Below are 2,398 nucleotides of genomic sequence, written 5' to 3' on the forward strand. Positions count from 1 at the left end.
CTCTGGGGACGGACTTCCTGGGGGAGCCGGTGGGGGCGGCGCTGCTCGTCGCGGTGGGGGTGGCGGGGTGTCTGGTGCTTCGGTGGCCTCGCGCGGCGGTGCTCCTCGTCGCGGGGACGGGTGTGGCGGTGGGGGTGACAAGGCTGCTCAAGCCGCTGGTGGGGCGCACCATCTACGAGGGGAACCTGGCCTATCCGAGTGGGCACACCGCGTTCCTCACCGCGTTTGCGCTGGTGGTGGCGCTGCTGGTGGCTGGGCGGCTGGGACTCGGGAGGACGGGCGGGACCTTGCTCGTGCTCGCCGCCGGGTTGGTCGCCGGCACGGCGATGGGGTGGGCGCAGGTCGCTCTGGGGGCGCACTATCCGACCGACGCCGTCGGTGGGATGGGCACGGCGTTTGCGGTGGTCCCGGCGGTCGCGTGGCTGGTCGATCGGGCGGCGGAGGCTCGCCGCCGGGACCCCGGGGGCGTCAAACCCGGTGGCGGAAGACGGGTTTGACCGGGCGGCCGACGAGCCAGGGCGTGGGGTCGCCGGCGTCGAGTGCCTTGCGGTAGACGGCGCACGCGTCGGCGACGGCGTCGACGGTGTGGCGGATGTCGGCGTCGTCGAGCGAGCTGCTCACGACAAAGGACGGGGCCAGTACGCCGGCGGTGAGGAGTTGGCGCAGGAAGAGGGTGCGGTAGTGCTGGGACGGTTGGCGGTTCTCGTCGAGGGTGGCGAAGACGAGGTTGCTGGCCCGGCCCCGGACGAGGACGTGGTCCTGGACGCCCATCGCGGCGGCCGCGTCGCGGACGCCGGCGGCGAGCCGCTCGCCGAGGTGGTGCAGACGGGCGGTGATGCCCTCCTCGACGTAGGTGGTGAGGACGGCCATCGCGGCGGCGAGGGAGTGTGTCTCGGCGCCGTGGGTGGTGGAGAGGAGGAAGACGCGGTCATGGGAGTGGCGTAGCCCGCCCTGTTCCATCAGGGCGCGGCGGCCGGCGAGGGCGGAGACGGCAAAGCCGTTGCCGAGTGCCTTGCCGAAGGTGGAGAGGTCGGGGACAACGCCGTACAGGCCCTGGGCGCCCGCCTCGGACCAGCGCAGGCCGGTGATCATCTCGTCGAAGACAAGCACGCAGCCGTGCCGGTCGGCGAGTTCACGCAGGCCGGCGAGGTAGCCGGGCGGGGGTTCGGTGTGGGTGGCGGGTTCGAGGAGGAGGCAGGCGATCTCGTCCCGGTGGCGGTTGAGGAGGTCTTCCGTGGCGGTCAGGTCTCCGTAGGGGAAGGTCACGGTGAGGCTCGTGGTGGCGGCCGGAACGCCGGCGGACATCGGGGTGGTGCCGATGAACCAGTCGTCGACGGAGAAGAAGGGGTGGTCGGCGCAGACGGCCACCAGCGGGCGTCCGGTGGCGGCGCGGGCGAGGCGAACGGCGGCTGTGGTGGCGTCGGAGCCGTTCTTGGCGAACTTCACCATCTCGGCGGTCGGCACCGTGGCGAGGAACCGTTCGGCGGCCTCGACTTCGAGGATGGACGGCCGGACGAAGTTGCTGCCTCGGTCGAGTTGCCGCCGCACCGCCTCGGTGACCCGGGGGTGGGCGTGTCCGAGGCTGACCGATCGTAGACCGGAGCCGTACTCGATGTAGCGGTTGCCGTCGACGTCCCACACGTGGGCGCCGCGCCCGTGGCTGATGACCGGGGCGAGACCGGCGGGATACTGGTCGTCGCCCTTGGCGTAGGTGTGGGCGCCGCCGGGGATCAGGGCGTGCAGCCGCTCGTTCGCGGCGCGGGAGCGGGGGAGCGAGAACTCGGGTGCGGTCACGGTGACTTCACCGCCCCATCTGCTTCAGGGCCACCGCGAGGCTCGGTGCCTCCCGGTCCCGCGGGGACATCGACGTGGCGGGGAGGGGCCAGGGGATGGCGAGTTCCGGGTCGTCGTGGGCGATCGTCACGTCCTCGGCCGGGTCGTGCGGGCGGTTGATGCGGTAGGACACGTCGGCGGGTTCGGTGAGGGCCTGGAAGCCGTGCGCGCAGCCGGCCGGGACGTACAGGGTCACCTGCGTGGTGTCGGAGAGTTCGAAGGAGGCGTGGTGCCGGTAGGTCGGGGAGTCCGGGCGCAGGTCCACGACGACGTCGAAGATCCTCCCGTACGAGCACCGCACGAGTTTGGCCTCGCCGGCGCCGGAGCGCAGGTGCAGGCCGCGCAGCACGCCGCGGGCCGAACGGGAGACGCTGTCCTGGACAAAGGCGTTCGGGTCCAGGCCGACCGAGCGGAGGACGTCGGCGTCGAAGGTGCGGGAGAAGAAGCCGCGTGTGTCGGTGTGCGGGGTCGGCTCGAACAGGAACGCTCCGGCGATGGCCGGGACTTCGCTCGCTTTCATGGTGCCTTCCGCTGGGCGTCGGGGTGGACGTGGTCGGTGTGGTCG

Annotated in this window: 3 protein-coding genes; 1 reads left to right on the plus strand and 2 read right to left on the minus strand. The window is 72.3% G+C overall.

What is annotated here, in order from left to right:
* On the plus strand, window positions 1-497 hold a 497-nt coding region (locus GL263_RS25140), incomplete at its 5' end, for a phosphatase PAP2 family protein (RefSeq protein ID WP_182858036.1).
* Here GL263_RS25140 and GL263_RS25145 read toward each other — a convergent pair.
* Both GL263_RS25145 and rfbC read right to left on the minus strand, forming a co-directional pair.
* Window positions 469-1,794, minus strand: coding sequence for a glutamate-1-semialdehyde 2,1-aminomutase (locus GL263_RS25145; protein WP_182858037.1), 1,326 nt, complete (start codon window positions 1,792-1,794; stop codon window positions 469-471). The genes GL263_RS25140 and GL263_RS25145 overlap by 29 nt on opposite strands.
* A 7-nt stretch (window positions 1,795-1,801) precedes the next feature.
* Window positions 1,802-2,353, minus strand: a complete 552-nt coding sequence (gene rfbC / locus GL263_RS25150; protein WP_182858038.1) for a dTDP-4-dehydrorhamnose 3,5-epimerase — start codon at window positions 2,351-2,353, stop codon at window positions 1,802-1,804.
* Window positions 2,354-2,398 lie beyond the last annotated feature (45 nt).

This window comes from Streptomyces durbertensis (assembly GCF_014156695.1).
Taxonomy (GTDB): Bacteria; Actinomycetota; Actinomycetes; order Streptomycetales; family Streptomycetaceae; genus Streptomyces; species Streptomyces durbertensis.